General features: G+C 67.4%; 21 protein-coding genes. 14 read left to right on the top strand and 7 right to left on the bottom strand.

Annotation, left to right across the window (positions count from 1 at the left end; genetic code table 11):
* The first annotated feature begins 288 nt into the window (after nucleotides 1-288).
* Nucleotides 289-1167, top strand: coding sequence for a formate/nitrite transporter family protein (locus GONAM_RS04395; RefSeq protein WP_006865572.1), 879 nt, complete (start codon nucleotides 289-291; stop codon nucleotides 1165-1167).
* Here the strand turns inward: GONAM_RS04395 and GONAM_RS04400 are convergent.
* Entirely contained in the window at nucleotides 1154-3238 is a 2085-nt protein-coding gene (locus GONAM_RS04400) for a DUF2339 domain-containing protein (RefSeq protein ID WP_006865573.1), read from the bottom strand. The two genes, GONAM_RS04395 and GONAM_RS04400, sit on opposite strands and share 14 nt — an antisense overlap.
* Nucleotides 3239-3336: 98 nt before the next feature.
* Here GONAM_RS04400 and GONAM_RS04405 point away from each other — a divergent pair, with 98 nt between their 5' ends.
* Both GONAM_RS04405 and GONAM_RS04410 read left to right on the top strand, forming a co-directional pair.
* Nucleotides 3337-3669 (top strand): hypothetical protein, encoded by a 333-nt coding sequence (locus GONAM_RS04405; protein WP_006865574.1) that lies wholly within the window; start codon nucleotides 3337-3339, stop codon nucleotides 3667-3669.
* Nucleotides 3670-3742: 73 nt separating this feature from the next.
* Nucleotides 3743-5023: an MFS transporter gene (locus GONAM_RS04410; RefSeq protein WP_006865575.1), complete on the top strand. Its 1281-nt coding sequence runs from the start codon at nucleotides 3743-3745 to the stop codon at nucleotides 5021-5023.
* 213 nt (nucleotides 5024-5236) lie between these two features.
* Here the strand turns inward: GONAM_RS04410 and GONAM_RS04415 are convergent, their stop codons facing one another.
* A complete protein-coding gene (locus tag GONAM_RS04415) occupies nucleotides 5237-5839 on the bottom strand; it encodes a TetR/AcrR family transcriptional regulator (protein ID WP_006865576.1) in 603 nt (200 codons plus the stop codon).
* A 180-nt stretch (nucleotides 5840-6019) separates the two neighbouring features.
* Between GONAM_RS04415 and GONAM_RS04420 the strand changes: the two genes are divergently transcribed.
* The 6 genes from GONAM_RS04420 to urtE all read left to right on the top strand — a co-directional run bounded on the left by GONAM_RS04420 (nucleotide 6020) and on the right by urtE (nucleotide 12306).
* On the top strand, nucleotides 6020-7066 hold the full coding sequence (locus tag GONAM_RS04420) for an oxygenase MpaB family protein (protein ID WP_006865577.1): 1047 nt from the start codon (nucleotides 6020-6022) through the stop codon (nucleotides 7064-7066).
* Nucleotides 7067-7381: 315 nt separating this feature from the next.
* Nucleotides 7382-8665, top strand: coding sequence for an urea ABC transporter substrate-binding protein (gene urtA / locus GONAM_RS04425; RefSeq protein WP_006865578.1), 1284 nt, complete (start codon nucleotides 7382-7384; stop codon nucleotides 8663-8665).
* A gap of 83 nt (nucleotides 8666-8748) precedes the next feature.
* The gene (gene urtB, locus GONAM_RS04430; RefSeq protein WP_005198578.1) at nucleotides 8749-9636 is read left to right on the top strand and encodes an urea ABC transporter permease subunit UrtB; all 888 of its coding nucleotides are present in this window, start codon (nucleotides 8749-8751) and stop codon (nucleotides 9634-9636) included.
* On the top strand, nucleotides 9633-10745 hold the full coding sequence (urtC, locus tag GONAM_RS04435; RefSeq protein WP_006865579.1) for an urea ABC transporter permease subunit UrtC: 1113 nt from the start codon (nucleotides 9633-9635) through the stop codon (nucleotides 10743-10745). Before urtB ends, urtC begins: the two co-directional genes overlap by 4 nt.
* Entirely contained in the window at nucleotides 10742-11608 is an 867-nt protein-coding gene (urtD, locus tag GONAM_RS04440; protein ID WP_006865580.1) for an urea ABC transporter ATP-binding protein UrtD, read from the top strand. The genes urtC and urtD overlap by 4 nt, the downstream gene beginning before the upstream one ends.
* 5 nt (nucleotides 11609-11613) lie before the next feature.
* Complete coding sequence (gene urtE, locus GONAM_RS04445) at nucleotides 11614-12306, top strand: urea ABC transporter ATP-binding subunit UrtE (protein ID WP_006865581.1); 693 nt, start codon at nucleotides 11614-11616, stop codon at nucleotides 12304-12306.
* A 25-nt stretch (nucleotides 12307-12331) separates the two neighbouring features.
* Here the strand turns inward: urtE and GONAM_RS04450 are convergent, their stop codons facing one another.
* The gene (locus GONAM_RS04450; RefSeq protein WP_006865582.1) at nucleotides 12332-13534 is read right to left on the bottom strand and encodes an RtcB family protein; all 1203 of its coding nucleotides are present in this window, start codon (nucleotides 13532-13534) and stop codon (nucleotides 12332-12334) included.
* A 10-nt stretch (nucleotides 13535-13544) separates the two neighbouring features.
* Nucleotides 13545-14288, bottom strand: coding sequence for a hypothetical protein (locus GONAM_RS04455; RefSeq protein ID WP_006865583.1), 744 nt, complete (start codon nucleotides 14286-14288; stop codon nucleotides 13545-13547).
* Nucleotides 14289-14353: 65 nt separating this feature from the next.
* Here GONAM_RS04455 and GONAM_RS04460 point away from each other — a divergent pair, with 65 nt between their 5' ends.
* Nucleotides 14354-14533: a hypothetical protein gene (locus tag GONAM_RS04460; RefSeq protein WP_040535358.1), complete on the top strand. Its 180-nt coding sequence runs from the start codon at nucleotides 14354-14356 to the stop codon at nucleotides 14531-14533.
* Nucleotides 14534-14600: 67 nt separating this feature from the next.
* Nucleotides 14601-15023 carry an Rv0313 family protein gene (locus tag GONAM_RS04465; RefSeq protein ID WP_006865585.1) on the top strand — a complete coding sequence of 141 codons (423 nt, stop codon included), beginning with the start codon at nucleotides 14601-14603 and terminating at the stop codon, nucleotides 15021-15023.
* Between the two features lie 123 nt (nucleotides 15024-15146).
* On the opposite strand, the gene GONAM_RS04470 is transcribed toward GONAM_RS04465, so the two are convergent.
* Both GONAM_RS04470 and GONAM_RS04475 read right to left on the bottom strand, forming a co-directional pair.
* A complete protein-coding gene (locus tag GONAM_RS04470) occupies nucleotides 15147-15482 on the bottom strand; it encodes a transglycosylase family protein (protein ID WP_006865586.1) in 336 nt (111 codons plus the stop codon).
* Between the two features lie 269 nt (nucleotides 15483-15751).
* Nucleotides 15752-17062 (bottom strand): cytochrome P450, encoded by a 1311-nt coding sequence (locus GONAM_RS04475; protein ID WP_006865587.1) that lies wholly within the window; start codon nucleotides 17060-17062, stop codon nucleotides 15752-15754.
* 89 nt (nucleotides 17063-17151) lie between these two features.
* Here GONAM_RS04475 and GONAM_RS04480 point away from each other — a divergent pair, with 89 nt between their 5' ends.
* Nucleotides 17152-17751, top strand: a complete 600-nt coding sequence (locus tag GONAM_RS04480; protein WP_006865588.1) for a TetR/AcrR family transcriptional regulator — start codon at nucleotides 17152-17154, stop codon at nucleotides 17749-17751.
* Nucleotides 17752-17757: 6 nt separating this feature from the next.
* Here GONAM_RS04480 and GONAM_RS04485 read toward each other — a convergent pair whose 3' ends face one another.
* On the bottom strand, nucleotides 17758-18843 hold the full coding sequence (locus tag GONAM_RS04485) for an NADH:flavin oxidoreductase/NADH oxidase (RefSeq protein ID WP_006865589.1): 1086 nt from the start codon (nucleotides 18841-18843) through the stop codon (nucleotides 17758-17760).
* Between the two features lie 56 nt (nucleotides 18844-18899).
* On the opposite strand from GONAM_RS04485, the gene GONAM_RS04490 reads away from it, so the two are divergent.
* Together GONAM_RS04490 and GONAM_RS04495 are read left to right on the top strand one after the other, a co-directional pair.
* Nucleotides 18900-19418 (top strand): hypothetical protein, encoded by a 519-nt coding sequence (locus GONAM_RS04490; RefSeq protein WP_245548568.1) that lies wholly within the window; start codon nucleotides 18900-18902, stop codon nucleotides 19416-19418.
* A gap of 22 nt (nucleotides 19419-19440) precedes the next feature.
* A complete protein-coding gene (locus tag GONAM_RS04495) occupies nucleotides 19441-20220 on the top strand; it encodes an enoyl-CoA hydratase (protein ID WP_006865591.1) in 780 nt (259 codons plus the stop codon).
* Nucleotides 20221-20243 lie beyond the last annotated feature (23 nt).

Here is a 20243-nt window from a genome sequence, read left to right on the forward strand (position 1 = left end):
CGACGCGGGGGTCGGCGCTCCAGGCCGAATGTCGTTGGTACGTCGAGGGTTATCTCCACCATGCACAGGTGCCGGCGGATTTCCAAGGTGTTGCCGGACTCGGCCGGAGATTTCACACGACGGACACGACGGTACGAGCAGGAGGTAATCGCGGCGAAACATCACTCCGACGGAGCGTTCGAGAGAGGTCGATGTAACACCGGGTCGTCCTGACGACACCTCGACGACATGTGGCCTCGATTCGATGGGGGACAAGAGTCACGAATCGAAACGCTCGGGGAGAATCTCTTGTCCTATGTGAATCCGTCCGAATTCGCGGTGAAGATGGTGGACGCCGGTGAGGCGAAGGTGTTCCTGTCCACCCGCGACACGATCATCCGCGCCTACATGGCCGGCGCGATCCTCGCCCTGGCCGCGGCATTCGCCGTGACGGTCACCGTCCGCACCGGGGAACCACTGCTCGGGGCGTTGCTGTTCCCGGTCGGCTTCTGCCTGCTGTATCTGATGGGCTTCGACCTGCTCACCGGGGTCTTCACGCTCGTCCCGCTCGCCCTGATCGACAAACGGCGCGGTGTGACGGTGAAATCCATGCTGCGCAACTGGAGTTGGGTGTTCGTGGGGAACTTCCTGGGCGCCTTCACGGTCGCGGTGATGATGGCGGTGATCGTGACCTACGGCTTCAGTGTCGACCCGGACGAGATCGGCCAGCAGCTCGGGCACATCGGCGAGAGCCGGACCGTCGGCTACGCCGAGCACGGTGCCGCCGGCATGCTCACGCTGTTCATCCGCGGCGTCCTGTGCAATTGGATGGTGTCCACCGGTGTCGTCGGCGCGATGATGTCGACGTCGTTGCCCGGCAAGGTCCTCGCCATGTGGATGCCGGTGATGGTGTTCTTCTACATGGGATTCGAGCACTCGATCGTCAACATGTTCCTGTTCCCTTCGGGACTGATGCTCGGGGGCGACTTCTCGATCGGCGACTACCTCGTCTGGAACGAGATCCCCACGGTCATCGGCAATCTCGTCGGCGGTCTCACCTTCGTCGGGTTGACGATCTACATCACCCACGCGCGCACCGCCGCCGACCGTCGGCCCGTCTCCCATGACGAGACGACCGAGGTCGACGTCGCGGCGCCCGCCGAGATCGAGACCGTCAAGACGGTCTGACCGGTGTATCCGCTCCCGGGGTCGTGGTCGGCGACCCCGGGACGCGTTCGCCCTGGAGGGCCTTGGCGTACCAGGCGCCGAGTCCCAGAAGAATCAGACCGGTCACGATGAACACGAGGACCCGGAAGATCCCATCGAGGGTGGCCAGGTCGAACAGGAACAGCTTGGCCATCGCCGCCGCGACGAGCACCAGTCCGCCGGTGACCGCGGCGGTGCGCTCGTTACCGGCGCGTCGCCGGGCGAAGGCCAGCGCCGCACCGGCGAGGACGACCCAGCAGGTGGTCGCGATGACGTGCCCGCCGAGGAATCCGTCGGCGCCGGCGATCAGCACTCCGGACGTGACGCTGATGGCGGTGATGGCATAGACCCCGACGACGGCGGCAGCGGTGTAGGCGACGCGGCCCAGGTCTCCGGCCGTCAGTCGGGTCCACCCGGCGGCGATCACGACGGCCCCCGCGGCGGCGAGCAGGCTGCCGATCACGATCGACAACGAGGCGTTGTCCTCCATCAGACGGGCCTGGGCCAGCACGTACGGCGGCATGTCGTCGAGCAGAGCTGCGAAACCGATCGCCCAGAGGACCGTGCTACCGCCCAGCAGCACCAGCGACGTCGCCGACCATGTGCGCGCGACCAGGGCCGTTACTGTCGCCAGGCCCAGCACCGCGGACACGGCCACCATGCCGTCGAAGCACACGAGGATCGCGACGAAGAGCACGACGAGCGAGGTCGCGGTCCAGATCTGGGCGACGACGTCGGGGAGTTCGAAGCGCTCGGTCCGCACCACCGAGCAGATGACGGTGACACCGATGACGAGCACGGCGACCGACGCCTGCAGCGCGACCGCGCCCGCAATGTCCATCACCGCGCCGGCGAACAGGACCGGGATCGTCGTCGCCGATGCCAGGCCCGCGATGACCTCGCGGAATCGGGTGGTGGGCATCGCCACCAGGGCGCCCGCGAAACCGAGGACGATCACGACGAGTGCGGCGCCGGCGAATTCGAAGCCGGTGTTCGCGGTGCTCGTTCCGCCCAGGGCGGCCAAGCCGACGGCGGTCAGCGGGATCGTGGGCGCGGCCAGGCGCACGGTGTGCAACCAGATCCAGTCGCGGCCCCACTGGACCCACGCCGACGCAGCGGCGAGCACCACCATGAACGCGATCAGGGTCATGTCGAGACCGCCGGTCAACACCGGGCCGAGAACGATGAGCGGGACCACCACGAGCAAGCCGAGATGTTCACTGCGCCAACGATATGCGAGGACCAGACCGCCGGCTGCGACCACTCCGGCGACTGCCAGACCCGCCACGATGGGGAGCCACTCGTAGATCTTGGTGGCGGCAAGGACATCGAGGTACCCGGCCGCGATCCCTGTTGCGGCCGTGGCGATCGCGCCGATCCGGCCATCCGGCTTGCGGCGCAACCAGATCGCGGTGCCGACAAGTGCTGCCGCAAGCACCCCGCCGCCCGCAACGCGGAACTCCGGGCGCAGGATGCCGGCCTGCGCGGCCAGGACGAGCAGCAGGGCGATGCCGACCAGCGTGACGCCCACGCCGGCGGTGGCGAGGATCTTGCCGATCAGACCCCGTTCGGCGGCCGCGGCGACACGCTCGGACAGCGGGCGCGCGGGTGGACGTGTCGGCAGGGGAGCGGCCGGCGGTCGCGGCATCGGCCCATATGCGGGATGCGGTCCCGGCCGTGACGGAGCCTGCTGGACGGGCGGCCCGTAGGTGTACGCACCCCGACCTGCCGGCCGACCGGGTGACGCCCACGGAGACGGCTGCCGGCTGCCCATCGGAGATGCGGGCGGAGGAGGCGCGGGCGCCGGGGCCACGGTCGGCGTGGTGAGCGGTCCGGCCGGAGCCTCCTGCCGTGCCGGTTCCGGCTGTACCGGAGGGTCGGGCTGTGCGGCCTCGCCGGCAGGACCCTCGACATCGTCGACGATCCGCCGCAGTTCGGCGAACTCGGCCGAGACCGTGGACATCTGGCGGGCGATGGCATCGAATTCGGTGGAGATCCGCGCGAGTGTCGCGGCTCCCGGATCGCCCCCGAATGTGCTGCTGGAAATGGTCATGGAATGACCCTGTCTTCTCATGGCCCGCGGGACATGAGTAGTGCTACTCACAGGGGTTGGGGGTTTCGAGCGCAGGTCGGTGCGGGTAAGCCTCCGGCATGAACGACGTACAGAATCCCAGCGACCGCGGGCGACAGGACGTCGAGAAGAGGTGGCAGGACACCGGCAGCTACCGGTCCGCAGCGCTCTACGTGGTCGCCGTCGTCGGAGTCGGAGCCATCGCATGTGCGATTTTCCTCGCCGTTGACCGCACCAACATGGTCCTCGCATCCCTGGTCCCCGGCGTATTCGTCCTCGGCGGTATCGGCGCGCTGGTCATCGCCTACCGCACCTACCGCCGCGGCGGAACCTGGCCGATGTGGCAGGGCGCCGCGTGGTTCCTCTTCGCGTTGATGCTGGTCTCCCTCGCGTTCCCGGCCATGGCCGGCTGACGCCGACCCGGAGCCGTCGAGAAGGGTCTGACCGCGACGACCCCGGCGTCGTGACTGCGGCATGATGTCTGCCATGTCGACCCCGTCGCGCACCGGCTCGCTCGCCGTCGGCACCATGGTCCTGCTCACGGCTCTCTACTTCGCGCAGGGCCTGCCGTACGGGTTCTTCAGCCAGGCGGTGCCCGTCCTCCTGCGTGAGGAGGGGTACTCGCTCACGCAGATCAGCGTCTATGGGCTGCTCTTCGCGCCGTGGGGACTCAAGTTCTTGTGGGCACCGTATGTCGACCGATACGGGACCCGACGCCGCTGGCTCCTCGCGATGCAACTGACATCCGCGACGATCGCCCTCGTCCTGGCCTGCCTCGACCTCTCCGGGACGTTGGTCTGGCTCCTCGTCGGCATCGCGGTGATCAACCTGGCCTCGGCGACCCAGGACATCGCCACCGACGGACTCGCCGTTCAGTCCCTCGGACCCCGACAACGAGGTCTGGGCAACGGGATTCAGGTGGGCGCCTACCGGGTCGGCATGATCGTCGGCGGCGGTGGACTGCTGTGGTTGTTCTCGCTCGCCGGCTGGCGCAGCCTCTTCGTCGCGATGTCGATCCTGCTCGTCGTCCTCACGATCCCGGTCTGGTACCTCGCCCGCACACCCGCGGACGCGACGACGTCGTCGACGGAACAGGCGCATGTCTCGCGGCCGTCGCCGTCACTGCTCCTCACCGGCTGGCTCGCCCGGCTCCGACGCCCCGGCGTGGTGGTGTTCATCCTGATCGTCGGGGCCTACAAGTTCGGCAACTCGATGGGTTCGGCCCTCGTCGGACCCTTCATGTCCGACATCGGCCTGAGCCTGGGACAGATCGCCCTCGTCGAAGGTGCGTTGTCGTCGGCGGGTGCGCTCGCCGGAGCGGCCCTCGGCGGATGGCTGGCGTTCCGCTACGGACGACGCCAGGCCCTGCTCTTCGGCGGTGTCACCCAAACACTCAGTCTGGCTTTGTACCTGGTGGCCGCATCGGGCGTCGGCGGGTTCTGGCTCGTGGTGAGCGCCAGCCTGGCCGAACACATCCTCGGCGGGGCAGCGACCGTCGCGGTGTTCACGCTCATGATGGACGCGTGCGAGAAGGGGTACGAGGGCAGCGACTACACGCTGTTCGCCTGCGCGGTGGTCGGCGTCCAGGGCGCGGCCGGGTTCGCTGCGGGTGTCGTCGGTGACCTGTTCGGTTTCCCGGCGCTGTTCGCGACGGCACTCGTGCTATCGGGGATCGGCGTCGTCGTCATGATCCGCGCGCTCGATCGCGGGATGGGGCCGAGCACGATCCGAGCGCTCGCGCGGAGAGCGTCGCGCTCGGTGGGCTGAAACGTGGCGGGGGATCGTCGCCAGGGCTTCGTGGCTCGTCGCTAGCGCTCCTCGCACCACAGCCAGCAGTGAGGAGCTCTCGCACCTCAGCCGGCAGTGGGAAGCTCTCGCACGTCAGCCGGCAGTGGGAAGCTCTCGCACCTCCGGCAGTGAGGAGCTCTCACACCTCAGCCGGCAGTGGGAAGCTCTCGCGCCTCGGCCGGCGGTGAGCGATCAGCGGCGACCGGGGATGAGCGTCGCCAGGGCCTCGTCGACGACCCGTTCGAGATCGTCCCCCAGGCTTCCGGCGAGAAACTGTTGAGCGAGCTCGGCCATGGCGCCGGTGAAGACGGCGGCCCGCACCCGACCGGTCAGGGGATCGGTCTCCAGGGCGTCGGCCTCGGCGAAGGAGAGTTCGAAGAGCATGTTCTGCGTGGCGGCACGCCGCTGCGCGAGCACCGGATTGGTTCGTCCCTCGGTGAACAGGATGCGGCCGCGACGCGGATCCTCCGACGCGTGGCCGAGGACCGCGAGCATGCCGGCGCGGGTGCGCGCCCGGACGGAGTGACCTGCGGTGGTCATCGCAGCCTCGACCACCGCGCCCAGCTCGGCGGCGGTCGCGTCGTACACGGCGCCGAGTAGTTCGTCGGTGTCGGTGAAGCTCTCGTAGAAGTAGCGGGTGTTGAAGCCGCAATGCCGGCACACCGACCGCACCGACAGCTCGGTCTCGGGTCCGCTGCCCCCGAAGATGTCGAACGCCGCGGCGATCAGGATCGCTCGTCGCTCGACGCGGCGGTCCTCCAAGGGGACGCCGGCCCATCGGGTCGGACTCGACATCGTTTCACCATAGACGGGCTGACCCGGGACGAAGCAAGGTCTGGTCACGTATGTACCCAAAGCGTTAAAGTGGGTACAACCGTGACCACATGGCGACCGTGCTCATGTGGCGTCGTCGTATCGACGGTTCGGGCCGGGAACCGCCCCGCCCGGGTCGTCGGTATCGAGAAAGGACGACCGATGAACGTTCCCCTCGCGCCCTTACGGCTGCCATCCACGGAATGGGTCCCGTTGGACCTGCCGCACGAGATGCTCGGATCGTGGCTCAACGGCAAGTTCGACGAGAACGTCCGTGCCAAGTTCTTCCGCGGGATGGAGTTCGAGGACCCGGCCGGTGACCCCGGGTGGTTCGGACCCGACAGCGCCACCTGGTACGTCCACTCGCACACACCGGCGCTGATCTTCGGGCTGCAGAGCGCGTCGTACATCGAACGCCTCGACCCCAGCATCTTCTGGATGGGCATGCACCACTCCCGCCTGGTCCGGCGACGTGAGGACGGCACCGCGACCACCTCGATCGACCCCGACGGTGCGATGACCCGCCTCGGGCACTCGCTCGCGTTCTTCATGGGGACGGCCTACGGATCGTCGGAAACCGCCGAGCGACTTGCTCGTACCGTGCGGGCGATGCACCACACGATCAAGGGTGTCCGGCCCGACGGCGCGGCCTACGACGCCGACGATCCCGAGTGGTTGCGCTGGAACTACGCGACGGTCGTGTGGGGTATCGCGACGGCGCACGAGATCTACCACCCGCGACCCCTGCGCGGAACCGAACTCGACAGGTACTACGGGGAATTCGTGCGCGTGGGTCATGCGCTGGGCGGAACCGACCTGCCCACCACCAAGGCCGAGACCCTGGAATGTCTCGAGTCATACCTGCCCCGGCTGGCGCTGACGCACGGCAACGCGATGGCCACAGGCGCCAATCTGCGGAATCGTGCTCAGGCGGCGGTGGATTGGGCGATCCGGGACATCCAGCCGCGCTGGGCCCAGCAGCTCATCTCCTACCGGCCGCCGAATCCGGTCGAACGGCGCGCCCGCCGATCCGCCGTGTGGACCATCATCAACTCGGCTCACCTGTCGATGGGGGAGGCGCCCGAGTTCGCCGCTGCCAAGCGACGCGTCGCCGGCGGCACCGACGTGCCGCACACCCTGCCGCGCTACGAACTCGGCTCCGATCCCGAGCTCAGCCGCGCGGAGGTCGAGGCAGCCTTCTCGCACTAGGCCACCGACCCAGGCCACCGACCCCGGGGCGGTGCATCCAACAGCGATGCGCCGCCTTCGTCGTCGAAAAATCCGATCCGGCAACAACATTCGGCAGTGTGAATCGGGCGTGAGCCGCACTGAAGCGGAAACAGGGAATTCATCTCTCGTCACGCCGGTGTAACAAAGCCTAAATACGTTTACCCGACATACGCGAGTTCGCCGATCGAGAGCGACGCGTATCTCTTCGGGGGGGTCACGCGGTGCGAAGCAGCGCCGGGTGTCTGTCATGGCCCCGCTCGAGCCGACCTGAGACGTATTGAGAAAGGCCTTCGGATGCCGTTTGATTCATTGCCGTCCGCCGTCACCCCCACACGCCGTAGGCGGTACGGCATCCTCATCCCGGCGGCGCTGTCCGCCGTCGCACTCGCGCTGAGCGCCTGTGGCAGCTCGGCGAGTGAGGACTCGGCATCGAGCGCCGAGTCCTGCGTCGACACCTCGGGCGACACCATCAAGGTCGGTTCACTGAACTCGCTGTCGGGCACGATGGCGATCTCCGAGGTCACCGTGCGTGACTCGATCAAGCTGGCCGTCGACCAGATCAACGACAACGGCGGTGTGCTGGGCAAGCAGATCCAGCTCATCGGCGAGGACGGCGCCTCCGAGCCCACCATCTTCGCCGAGAAGGCGGAGAAGCTCATCTCGGCCGACTGCGTCGCAGCGGTGTTCGGCGGCTGGACGTCGTCGAGCCGCAAGGCGATGCTGCCGGTCTTCGAGGACAACAACTCCCTGCTGTACTACCCGGTGCAGTACGAGGGTCTCGAGTCGTCGAAGAACATCTTCTACACCGGTGCCACCACCAACCAGCAGATCGTGCCGGCCCTGGAGTACCTGAAGGAGAAGGGTGTCAAGTCCCTCTACCTCGTCGGCAGCGACTACGTCTTCCCGCAGACGGCCAACCGCGTCATCAAGGCCTACGCCGAGGCCAACGGCATCGAGATCAAGGGCGAGGACTACACCCCGCTCGGTTCGACGGACTTCTCGACCATCGTCAACAAGGTTCGCACCGCCGACGCCGACGCCGTGTTCAACACCCTCAACGGCGACTCCAACGTGGCGTTCTTCCGTGAGTACAAGAACGTCGGTCTGACCCCGCAGGCGATGCCGGTCGTGTCGGTCTCGATCGCCGAGGAAGAGGTCGGCGGCATCGGTGTGGAGAACATCGAGGGGCAGCTGGTCGCCTGGGACTACTACCAGACCATCGACAACCCGGTGAACGAGTCCTTCGTCCGTGACTACAAGGCCGCCTACGGCGCGAACAAGCCGACCTCCGATCCCATGGAGGCCGCCTACGTCTCGGTGTACCTGTGGAAGAACACCGTCGAGAAGGCGAACTCGTTCGCCGTGGCCGATGTCCAGAAGGCCGCCGGTGGAGTCACTTTCGAGGCCCCCGAGGGCCTGGTGACCATCGACGGGGAGAACAACCACATCACCAAGACCGCTCGCATCGGTGAGATCCGCGGCGACGGCCTCATCTACACGGTGTGGGATTCGGGACAGCCGATCGAGCCGGACCCGTACCTCAAGTCCTACCCGTGGGCCGAGGGCCTCAGCAGCTGACGTCTGAGTGACCCGTCTCGTGCCCTGCGCGAGACGGGTCACCCCGGACGCCCGCACCGACACCACGACGAACGGATGGGAACGTGGAAACCGTTATCGGACAGCTCTTCACCGGGCTGAGTCTCGGATCGATCCTGCTCCTGGCAGCACTCGGTCTGTCCCTCACCTTCGGTCAGATGGGCGTGATCAACATGGCCCACGGGTCGTTCATCATGGCCGGCTCCTACACCGCGTACTCGGTGCAGGAATACCTGATCTCGAACGCCGGTGTGTCCCTGATCGTCTCGCTTTTCATCGGATTCGGAGTCGGTGGCCTCATGGGTGTGCTGCTCGAGGTCACGCTCATCAAGCGCATGTACGACCGTCCGCTCGACACCTTGCTGGTGACGTTCGGCGTCGGACTGATCCTGCAACAGCTCGCGCGCGACATCTTCGGTGCGCCGGCGGTCCGCGTCACCGCGCCGCCGTGGCTTTCCGGAGGCGTCGACATCCTCGGTGCGGTGGTTCCCAAGACCCGCCTGTTCATCATGCTGCTGGCCGTCATCGCGGTGGTGGCGATTGCCGTGACGATGAAGTACACCCCGATGGGGCGTCGAATCCGCGCGGTCGTCCAGCACCGCGACCTGGCCGAGACCAGCGGGATCTCCAGCCGGACAACCGACATCACCACCTTCTTCATCGGCTCCGGACTCGCCGGTGTCGCCGGTGTGGCGCTGACCCTCATCGGTTCCACCAGCTCGAACACCGGTATGACCTATCTGATCGACGCCTTCCTGGTGGTCGTCATCGGCGGTCTGGGCCAGATCAAGGGCGCGGTCATCGCGGCCATCGCCCTGGGCATCCTGAACTCGTTCATCGAATACAACACGACCGCATCGGTGGCCAAGGTCGCCGTGTTCGTGATCATCGTGATCTTCCTGCAGATCCGCCCCCAGGGCCTGTTCACGGTCCAGTCGAGGAGTCTCGTGTGAAGGACTATTTCAGCGGTCACTGGAAGACCTACGCGGGGTTCGCCGTCGCGGCGGTGCTCCTGTTCGGCGTCGCACCCGCGGTGCTCTCCGACTTCCGGCTCAACCTGCTCGGCAAATTCCTGTGCTTCGGCATCGTCGCGGTCGGCATCGGCCTGGCCTGGGGTCGCGGCGGCATGCTGACCCTCGGTCAGGGCGTGTACTTCGGCCTCGGCGCCTACATCATGGCGATGCACCTGAAGATCGCCGACGCCGAGATCCGCGGCGACGACGTGCCGGACTTCATGCAGATCGCCGGTATCCGCGAACTCCCCGGATACTGGAAACCGTTCGCCTCGCCGCTGGTGACGATCCTCGGAATCCTGTTCGTGCCCACCCTGATCGCGGTCCTGCTGGGCCTGGGCGTGTTCAAGCGGAAAGTCAAGGGCGCCTACTTCGCGATCCTGTCGCAGGCGCTCGCCGCCGCCTTCGCGATCCTGCTCATCGGCCAGCAGAGCACCGGCGGCAGCAACGGCCTCAACCGTTTCCGCAGCTTCTTCGGTCTCGCCCTGAACGACCCGGTGAACCGCCACCTGCTCTTCTACATCGCTTCCGCCACCCTGCTCGTCGTTGTCGCGATCACCCGGCAACTGATGTACAGCCGCTACGGCGAACTGCTGGTCGCTGTGCGCGACCAGGAGGAGCGCGTCCGCTTCCTCGGCTACGACCCGGCCAATGTCAAGGTCGTCGCCTACGCGATCGCCGCATTGTTCGCGAGCATCGCCGGCGCCCTGTTCGTGCCCATCGTCGGCATCATCTCGCCCGCCGATGTCGGCATCGTCCCGTCCATCGCTTTCCTGATCGGTGTCGCAATCGGCGGTCGCACAACACTTCTCGGTCCGGTACTCGGTGCCATCGCGGTCGCCTGGGCGCAGACCAGTCTGTCGGAGAGCTTCCCCTCCGGATGGACCTACGCGCAGGGCATCCTGTTCATCGTCGTCGTCGGGTTCTTCCCCGCCGGCCTCGCCGGTATCGGCGTCGCGCTCAAGTGGCGTCGGAAGAAAGCGACCGATCCGTCGCCCACCGGTGACATCGACGAACACGCAGACAGCAAGGTAGGAGCCTCCTCATGAGCGGACCCGAGACGGTGGGCACGGTCGAACCGGTCGCCGGTGGCAATGCCGGAATGGACAGCGACTACCTCCAGGTGCGTGGTCTGTCCGTCGAGTTCGACGGTTTCAAGGCCGTCACCGACGTGGATCTCACGCTGCTGCAGGGTGATCTGCGGTTCCTCATCGGCCCCAACGGCGCCGGCAAGACGACGATCATCGACGCGATCACCGGTCTGGTGAAGGCCACCGGGTCGATCCAGAAGTCGGGTGTGGAACTCGTCGGCAAGAAGGTGCACCAGATCGCGCGCCTCGGCGTCGGCCGAACCTTCCAGACCGCCAGCGTCTTCGAGGAACTGAGCGTGCTGCAGAACCTCGACATCGCCGCCGGCGCGGGCCGGTCGGTGTGGACCATGCTGCGTCGCAGGCCCACCGAGATCCCCGAGGGGATCGCCGAGGCGCTCGAGACCATCGGCCTGCAGGACCTGCGCGACACCCCGGCCGGCGTCCTCGCGCACGGTCAGAAACAGTGGCTGGAGATCGGCATGCTGCTGGTGCAGAACGCCTCGGTGTTGCTGCTCGACGAACCGGTCGCCGGTATGAGCCACGAGGAACGTGAGGAGACCGGAAACCTGCTGCGCCGGATCGGCGGTGAGCGGACCGTGGTCGTCGTCGAACACGACATGGACTTCATGCGGGCGTTCGCGACGTCGGTGACGGTCCTCGCCCGCGGTCAGGTGTTGGCCGAGGGCAGTGTCGCCGAGGTGCAGGCCAATCCGAAGGTTCAGGAGGTGTACCTCGGAACCGCTGCCGGCGGTGAGGAACTCGAGGAGATCGCTGCCGACTCCGACGACTCTGCTGTTGTCTCGACCGAGAAGAAGGGCTGACCCCGATGCTGAAACTCTCCGGGGTGCACGCCGGATACGGCCGCACTGAGGTCATCCACGGCGTCGACATCGAGGTCCCGTCCGACGGTGTCGTCGCGGTGATGGGGCACAACGGCGCCGGCAAGACGACGCTGCTCCGGGCCGCCGTCGGTCTGGTGAAGACCACCAAGGGCTCCATCACGTTCGACGGCGTCGACATCACCAAGGCCCGCCCGAGCGCGCGGGTCAAGCACGGCATCGCCTACGTCCCGCAGGGTCAGCAGAGCTTCGGCCACCTCACCACCGCGGAGAACCTGCAGGTGGTGGCCGACGGCCGTAAGCGCGGCAAGGAACTGATCGCCGAGATGCTGGACATGTTCCCGGCGCTGAAGGAACTGCTGGGCCGCCGTGCGGGTCTGTTGTCGGGCGGTCAGCGCCAACAGCTCGCGATCGCCCGGGCCCTGATCACCGAGCCGCGGATGCTCATCCTCGACGAGCCGACCGAAGGAATCCAGCCGTCGGTGGTCGCCGAGATCGAACAGACCATCACCACCCTCACCCAGCGGGGCGGACTCGGGGTGCTGCTCGTCGAACAGCACATCGGCTTCGCTCTCGAAGCGGCACAACAGTATTACGTGCTCGAGAGCGGCCGGGTCACATCGTCGGGCGAGGGCGGGACGGCTGCCGAGGCCACCGTCCGTGAGGCGATGACCATCTGAGCGCGGGCCCCGCCGAAGGTCGCGGTCAGGTGCCCTTCACGTTGAGCAGCTGGGTCAGGACCGCCTCGACCTCGACCAGATCGCGGGCGTCGTCCATGATCTGGTCGATCGGCTTGTAGGCGGCGGGGATCTCGTCGATCCATTCTTTGCCGTGACGGTATTCGATGCCTTTCATCGCCTCGGCGAGGTCATCGAGCGTGAACAGCTTCTTCGCCTTGGTCCGCGAGAACCGCCGGCCTGCACCGTGCGGGGCGGAGAACAACCCCGGCTCGTTCCCACGTCCGCGCACCACATACGACCTCGTGCCCATCGACCCCGGGATCAGGCCGTACGTCCCGGCACTGGCGTCGATCGCACCCTTACGGGTGAGCCACACCGCCTTGTCGGCGATCTCCACGTTCTCGGTGTAGTTGTGGTGGCAGTTGATCCGGCGTACCTCGATCGACTCCGGGGTCCCGAAACCGTTGTCGCCCAGCCATGCGTCGAACACGCTGATGAATCGGTCCATCATCTCGGCCCGGTTCTCGAAGGCGAACCGCTGCGCCCACCGCAACTCTCGGATGTAGTCGTCGAACTCCGCGGTGCCGGAGTCGAGGTAGGCGAGGTCGGGATGGGGGAGACCGATGTGCTCACGACGGCACCGGTCCTGAGCGACCCGAATGTGCTTCTGCGCGATCTTGTTTCCGACGCCGCGGCTACCGGAGTGCAGGAACAGCCAGATGGTGCCGGTGTCTCCACTCCCGACCTGTTCGCACAACTCGATGAAATGGTTGCCGCCGCCCAACGAACCCAGCTGCTCACGCCACTTCGGTGAGTGGGACAGGTCCACACCCTTGGCCGACGCCGCCTCTTCGAGGGCATCGATACGCGCGCGGGTGTGCGCGTATCGCAGCGTCTTGTTGTAGTTGCCCGGCGACAGCGGGATCGTCGCCTCGACGCGACCGCGCAGGTCGGCGAGATCGAATTCGGCGATGTCATCCTTGGTGAGCGACGTCTGCACGCCGATCATGCCGCAACCGATGTCGACGCCGACCGCGGCCGGGATCACGGCGTCGACGGTCGGGATGACCGTCCCGACAGCGGATCCCTTGCCCGCGTGGGCGTCGGGCATCAGCGCCACGTGCGGATGGACGAACGGCAGCGACGAGATCTCGGCCGCCTGTCTCCGGGTCGTGTCGTCGAGGATCGAGGCGAAGTTGAGTACCTTCGGTGCGATCATCTCGGCCATGTCTGCTCCCTCAGGGAAGGTGGACCGCGATCTCCGGCCCCAGGGTGTGCGGTGCGTGGAGGGGGAGACGGTCGCCGCTCCAGAACCGCCCGGGGTCGAACCAGTTGGAGTCCTTGGTGGTGTCGAGGATTCCCATGTCGCGGTAGGTGATCGCGACGACCTCGGCGCAGTACGCGGCCTCGAGGCTCACCGGTTCCGGTGCCGACACCTCGTGCTGCCGTCGCTCACGTCGCGCCCGGACCTTGCGGTCGAGGTAGGGGATGCCGCGCACGACGTCGATCGAGTTGGGGACGCGGCCGCGGAACCACCGGCCGGCGAGCCGCGCCGTGGTCGGGAACGGGGTGCCGTCGAGCCGGGCGATCACCTTGAGGAGCTGGTCCTCCTGCTCGCGGCCGACCTGGGGGCTGAGCTGACGGATCCAGCAAGCCTGCTCATACCGGACCATCCACTGCTCGACGGCCTCACGCGCATCGTGCAGCTGGACGCCGCGGTGATTCGACCCGGTCCAGACGTCGGTCAGTTTGTCGCCGAGTTCGGCGTGCCACAGCAACGGCGGCAGGTCGTCGATACAGACCGCCATGGCGACGTGGTTCACGGGCGCATTGGTGAGCGTGCGGATGGCGCGGTCGGGGCCGGAATGGCCGCGGAACAGCCAGACGTCGCCGGTGCGGGTCGCATCCAGTGCGGTGGTCAGCGAGACGCCGCCGGACTCTGCGGCGAGGTCGGCGCGACGCGGCCTTCTGCTGGTGGGCATCCCCGAAGACTAGATCTTGCGGGTGAGGACGGCCATCGGCGAGGAAAGCGACCTATCCTGCCCGCATGAGGAATGTGTGGAAGTGGCTGGGACTCGCCGGCGCCGTCGGCGTGACGACCGGCGGTGTGCTGATCGCGCGGGACCAGCGTCAGCGCAACGCCTATTCGGCCGACGACGTCCGCGAACGTCTGCACCAGCGCCTGGCGGAGGCCGACACCGCTGGTGGCGGAGACGAACGATCCTGAGGACACTGGTGGGCGAGGTCGGCCACGACGGTCGGCCGTCGAGCCGAACCACAGATAGGGAACACCCATGAGCGACAACAGCGGATTCGGTGGCGGAGCGTTCAACTTCGGTCCCGAGGACTTCGATCGTTTCGCGCGCGAGGCGGGCGAGGGACTGCGCGACGTGTTCGGCAAGCTCTTTGAGGGCCAGGCAGCCCCCGGAGCGTTCTCGATGTTCTTCGACGAGGCGGCGCGTGGACGCACCCGGACGCAGCCGCGACCGGAGACCGCCGGTGAGACCGGATCGGGTGTGTGGGCCGTCTTCGTCGTCGACGAGGACGGCGGCGCCCGCGTCGAACAGGTCTACCCCACCGAGCTCGACGCGCTCCGCGCCAACAAGAACAACACCGATCCGCGACGCAAGGTGCGGTTCCTGCCGTACGGCATCGCGGTCAGCGCTCTCGACGAGTCGCTCGACGCGGAGCCGGGTGACGACGCGAAGTCGGACTGAACGGGTCTGAAACGACGGATGAGGCCGGTGAGTCCGAGTGGACTCACCGGCCTCATGCCGTGCGAAGCACTCATCGGTGCTTCTGGTGATGCAGCCACGACGCCTCAGGCGCCGGCACTGCTATCAGAGGTTCGCGCCGCAGACCGGCCACGCACCGGGGCCCTGGGTGGCGAGGACGTTCTCCGCAACACGGATCTGCTCCTCACGCGAGGCGTTCGCCGGGTTGCCGGAGCCACCGTTGGCCTCCCAGGTGCTCTGCGAGAACTGCAGGCCGCCGTAGTAGCCGTTGCCGGTGTTGATGCTCCAGTCGCCGCCGCTCTCGCACTGGGCGACAGCGTCCCAGTTGCCGGAGTCGGCCGAGGCGGTGGACGCCATCATGCCGAACGGGGCTGCGGTGAGGGCACCGACGAAGGCGGCGCGGGCGACGAGCTTGGTCATGTTGGTCTTGGTCATACGCATGGTCTTCCTCCTGATCACCACCCGGGGTTGGCAAGGTGGTTGATTTCGGACGTGGCCGACCATACGGCTTGATAACGGTCAGGTCACGTCAGGGTCGTGACCTGCAGAATTTTGGTAACGCATGGATAACGCCGTTAGCTTTGGGGCAAAACCCCAGCGCATCGCGGCATTCCGCGGGCGGATGCGAAAGCTGGTGTTCGGACGTGTTCGATGACGAAGGTCACACCTTCGCGGTGGTGTGGAACACTTGCTCGCGGGCTCTCAGGGGGCTAATGGCGGCGTCGAACGGCGATACGTCCGCCGCGTGCGGGCGCGTACGCGACGCCCCGGGAGAACCAGCGCTCGGCGCGGTCGTCGGTCGGCAGCAACTCGAACTCGCTGAGAATCGTCCGGAGCACCACGTCCATCTCCATGGTCGCGAAGGCTGCGCCGATGCAGCGTCGGGTTCCGCCGCCGAACGGCAGCCACGCGGGTGACGGCGCGGTGCCGAGGAACCGGGTCGGATCGAACCGTTCCGGATCGGCGAACTCGCGGCTGTCGTCGTGGAGCAGGGCGATGGAGACCATCACGTTGTATCCGCGCGGGATGCGCCAGGGGCCGAGGTCGAGGTGGTCGGCGACCACGTGCCGGGCGGCGAAGTCGATGACCGGGCGGCTGCGCTGGGTCTCGAGGATGGTCGCGTGCCGGTACTCGGTGCCGCCCTCGTCGACCTCGGCGACAAGTCGTCCCAGGACTTCGGGGTGGCGACGCAGACGCTCGAACGCCCAGGCGAGCGTCGTCCCGGTCGTCTCGTGTCCGGCGGCGAGCATGGTCATCAGCTCGTCGCCGATCTCGTCGTCGCCCATCGGGGTGCCGTCTTCGTAGCGGCTGCGCAGCATCAGGGCGAGGATGTCGTCGCGTTCCTCGAGTCGGGGGTCGTTGCGTGATCTGGTGATCAGATCGCCGAGGAGGGCCTTGCCCTCCACGCGCATGCGCTCGTATCGACGGTTGGGGTCGACCGCACTCAGCGCGCGGGGGAGGTTGGGGACGGTTGCCGCGCGAGAACCGACGGTGACCATCGGCGGGATGATGCGGCGCAGGTTCTCCAGATCGTCGCCGACGGCGCCGAACACCGCGCGGAGGATCACGTTGAGGGTGATCCGCATCATCGGCTCCATCGAGGCGAACTCGGTTTCGACGGGCCACGTAGAGGTCTCGGCCCGGACCTCTTCCTCGACGATCTGCTCATAGGTCTTCATCCGCTTGCCGTGCAGCGGCGGGGTCAGCAGCTTGCGGCGCGCCCGGTGCTCCCGGCCCTCGAGGGAGAAGATCGACCCGGTACCGAGGATGCGACCCAGATTGGGCTGGACGTTGATGACCTTGTCCCCGGCGGTGAACAGCTCGCGTGCGAGCGACGCGTCGGAGATCACCACCGCCCGTCCGAAGACGGGGAGGTGCACGGTGAAGGCCGTTCCGTGCCGGTCGTGGAGGTGGCCGAAGAACAGTCGTCTCGACGCTATCGCCGCCAGTCCCTGCACCGCCGAGGGGAGCCGCGTGGCGGGCGGCAGGTGCGAGTCACTGCGCAGGACGGATGTACTCATCGGCTCGAGGCCTCCCGGGTCTGGTACGTCGGCGTACCAGTGACGGTACGCGCGGGTACCGGAGAGGGCAAGAGGCATATGCTCGCAACGTGAACTCGGACCTGTGGCCGGAAGGTGCCTCGTCGACGCGCGAGCGTCTGCTGGCGGCGATGCTCGACTGCGTCGCCGCCTCGGGGTACCGCGAGACCACCGTGGCCGACGTCGTCCGCGTGGCGCAGACCTCGCGTCGCTCCTTCTATCAGGAGTTCACCGACAAGCAGGACTGCTTCTTTGCGCTGGTGCGGCGGACCACCCGGCTGACCATCGATGAGATCGCACGCAGCGTCGACCCGCAGGCCGAACCGGAAGAACAGGTGCGCCAAGCTGTTTCGTCATACGTGGCGGCCAGCGATCGCTATCCGGGGTTGGTCCTGAGCTGGATTCGTGAACTGCCGGCGCTCGGGCGGCCCGCCGACGTCGTGAAGAACGAGGCGGTCGAGGAGTGGGTCGACCTGTTCGTCCGACTGAGCTCCGCCCCGGCCATGGTCGCCCGCGGGATACCGCCGATCAGCCGGGAGCGGGCGGTGTTCCTCTGGGGTGGGGTCCGCGAGCTGACCGCCGACGCCGTGGAGTCGGGCGCGCCGCTGTCGGAGATCATCGAACCCGCGACAGCGGCGTGCCTCGCCCTGGTCCTGGCCGGTGGGCACTAGCGCCGATCAGCGCCAGGCGCCGCGCAGATACTGCGGCGGGTAGGGCGCCTCGTCGCGCGAGAGGCCCAGCTCGTGTGCGGCTCGTTGCGGCCACGACGGCTCGCGGAGTGCGACGCGACCGAAGAGAACGGCGCTGATGTCGTCGTCACTGGCGATCTTCTCCGCCTGGTCGGGTTCGACGATGAGTCCGACCGCCGCGGTCGGGACGCCGGAGTCCCGGTGGATGGACCGGGCCAGGTCGACCTGGTAGCCGGGGCCGACGGGGATGTCGGCGAGCACGTTGCCGCCGGAGGAGACGTCGATCAGATCCACACCACGGGCGGCGAGGATCTCGGCGAGCCGGGCGGACTCGGCGACGTCCCAGCCGCCGTCGCGCCACTCGGTGCCGGAGAGCCGGACGAAGAGCGGCTTCGACTCCGGCCACACCGCACGGACGGCTTCGACGACCTCGAGCACGATCCGGGTGCGGCCGGCGAAGTCGCCGCCGTAGGCATCGGTGCGCGTGTTGGAGAACGGCGACAGGAACTGATGCAGCAGATACCCGTGCGCTGCGTGGATCTCGACCACGTCGAACCCTGCCTCGTCGGCCCGCCGGGCCGCCTGCGCGAAGGCGTCGACGACCTCGGCGATCTGTCCGACCGTCAGTGCGACCGGCTCGGCGTAGCCCTCGAAGGGCACGTCCGACGGTCCGACGGTGGTCCATCCGCCGTCCTCGGCGGGCACCGATCCGGAACGCTCGGCGAAGGGGGAGTACGTCGAGGCCTTGCGTCCGGCGTGCGCGATCTGGGTACCGATGGTCGCGCCCTGGGAGTGCACGAAGTCGACGATCCGCTTCCAGGCCTGCGCCTGCTCGTCGTTCCACAGCCCGGCGTCCTGGGGGCTGATCCGGCCCTCGGGGAGGACCGCGGCCGCCTCGGTGAGGATCAGGCCGAAACCGCCGGTGGCGCGGGCACCGAGATGGGCGAGATGCCAATCGGTCGGGATTCCGTCGCCGGCGAAGCAGCTGTACTGGCACATCGGCGCGAGCCAGATCCGGTTGGGAATCCGGACATCGCGGAGCGTGATCGGTTCGAAGAGCGCTGTACTGGTCACGAATAGGGTCAACGGCCTCGGCCTGAGGCTATTCCCCGGGCGGTAGGTTGAGATCCATGACGCAGCCCTCGCGAGATGCGCGCCGCATGTTCTTTCCGCTGTCGGTGATCGTGTTCGCCGCGGTCTGGATCGGGGTCGCGGTGGTCGGCTCCGACGAGATGGCGGGCCACATCGGCCTGGACGGCGAGGTCACCCGCTGGGACTCGAAGTGGGTGTTCCTGGGTTGGCTGGGAGTCGTCGGGTTGGTGCTCGTGGTCATCTTCGGTGGCGCCGAACGAGTTCTGTCCCGCCTCCCTGCAAGCGCGGTCAACTTCCCGAGCCGTCGTCGCAAGGCGTACTGGATGGAACCGTCGAACCGCGAGGAGTTCAACCGCCGGATGGGCGATGACCTGTCCCTGCTGGGCGGTGCGACGTTGTTGATGATGGCCTGGCTGCTCGCGGCATCGGCCATCATCGGGAGCAGTGACAGCGCATCGTGGACCCTGGCCATCCCGGTTGCGATCTACCTGGTGGCCGTGGTCGGTTACACCGTGTACATCAGCGTCGGGTCGCGGTACGCGATCCCCGGCGAGTGACACCGAAGTAAGGAGCCCGACCATGAGCGAGACGACAGACGCGGTGTCGGTGGAAGTCGACGCGCCGCTCGGGGTGATCACCCTGCGCGCCGCGCGGCGTCGAAATCCGTTGTCCAGCACTACGATGAAGGCCGTCACCGCTGGACTCCGACGCTTCCACGAGGATTCCGACGTGCGCGTCATCGTGATCCGTGCGGAAGGTCCGGCGTTCTCGGCCGGTCACGACCTCGGCGAACTCGTCGACCGCACACTCGACGACGAACGCGCCGTCTTCGACACCTGCTCCGAGCTGATGCGAACCGTCCACGAGGTGCGCCAGCCGGTGATCGCGGAGGTCGCCGGCATGGCCTTCGCCGCCGGATGTCAGCTCGTTGCGACGTGCGATCTCGCGGTCGCGGGACGCAGCGCGAGATTCTCGACCCCCGGCGTCCGGATCGGCTTGTTCTGTTCGACGCCGATGGTCGCCCTGACACGGGCCGTCGGCCGCAAACGCGCCATGCACATGCTGCTGACCGGGGAGGCGATCGACGCCGAGACGGCGGCCGACTGGGGACTGCTCAGCGGCGTCGTCGACGATGACGACCTCGCCACGACGGTCCGGGAACTGGCGCTGCACATCGCCGGGTCGAGTGCCCGGACGGTGTCGATCGGCAAGCAGGCCTTCTACAAGCAGATCGAACTCGACGAGGCGTCGGCGTATGTCGAGATGTCGGAGACCATGGCGACCAACGCGATGACCTGCGATGCGCAGGAGGGGATCTCGGCGTTCCTGGAGAAGCGCGAACCGGTCTGGACCGAATAGCCGCGAAACCCACCACAATTGGC

It is taken from the genome of Gordonia namibiensis NBRC 108229 (assembly GCF_000298235.1).
Taxonomy (GTDB): Bacteria; Actinomycetota; Actinomycetes; order Mycobacteriales; family Mycobacteriaceae; genus Gordonia; species Gordonia namibiensis.